This window comes from Endozoicomonas sp. ONNA2 (genome assembly GCF_024606365.1).
Lineage (GTDB): Bacteria > Pseudomonadota > Gammaproteobacteria > Pseudomonadales > Endozoicomonadaceae > Endozoicomonas.
In genome coordinates this window covers 1-1017 of sequence record NZ_JAHHPO010000277.1, presented here as the reverse complement: position 1 = coordinate 1017, position 1017 = coordinate 1, and the positions used below count along the sequence as shown (strand labels likewise).

Here is a 1017-nt window from a genome sequence, read left to right as displayed (position 1 = left end):
GGCCAGCTGGGAGTAGAGATCACCCATATAACCCCGGTTAGCCGGAATCTTGTCCATAGCCACGCCAATCTCTTTCATGGCGTCGGCATAAGAGGTCATGTCGGTCAGCAGCACCAAAACCTTTTTGGACTCTTCAACGGCGAAGTGCTCAGCCACCGCCAGCGCCATATCCGGCGTCAGCAGACGTTCAACCGTCGGGTCAGAGGCCAGGTTGGTGAACATGACCGTACGGGCAGAGACACCGGCTTCTTCAAAGGTGGTGCGGAAGAAGTGGTAATCATCGAAGATCAGGCCCATGCCGCCAAACACCACCACATCCGCCTCGGCCTGAATGGCGATCCGGGCCAGGAAGCGGTTGTAGGGTTCACCGGCGACGGAGAAAACAGGAATTTTCTGGGACTCAACCAGGGTATTAAAGACATCGATCATCGGTACATTGGTACGCACCATGCGCGAGGCCAGTACACGACGAACCGGGTTTACCGACGGTCCATCGATCTCCACCTTGGGGTCCTGCTCCAGTGTCGGGCCACCATCAATAGGCTCACCGGCACCGTTAAAGATCCGCCCAAGAATATTGGAGGAGTATGTCGTCTTCATTGGCTGGCCCAGGAAGCAGACAGACGCACCTGTGGATAAACCCTTGGTGCCGACAAAAACCTGGAGAGAGACCTCTTCATGGTCAATCTTGATGATCTGCGCCATGGAGTAAGTCTGGCCATTCTGTTCTATCAACGCCAGGTCACCATAGTTAGCCTGGGCGTTACCCTCAGCCAGGTTGGGTACGTGGACGCGAATGAGGTCACCAACGATGCTGAGAATATTGGTGTATCGCAATAGGCTCTGGGGCATTACTGCTCCTCTATACTGCTGGAAAAATAACAAGAGGATGGATTATGGACTCTGTCAATCAACATAAGTAGCTAACCATATGAAATCATATATTTCTGACTCCTTGTGCCGGCACTTTGCTTCGTTACAACTCCGGTCACATAGCTACGGCTATGCTCCCTCCGT

Annotated in this window: 1 pseudogene; it reads right to left on the bottom strand. The window is 53.3% G+C overall.

The features are described 5' to 3' along the window. Nucleotides 1-852 (bottom strand): annotated as a pseudogene (locus KDK14_RS04900) (V-type ATP synthase subunit B); the annotation flags it as partial. Between the last annotated feature and the right edge of the window lie 165 nt (nt 853-1017).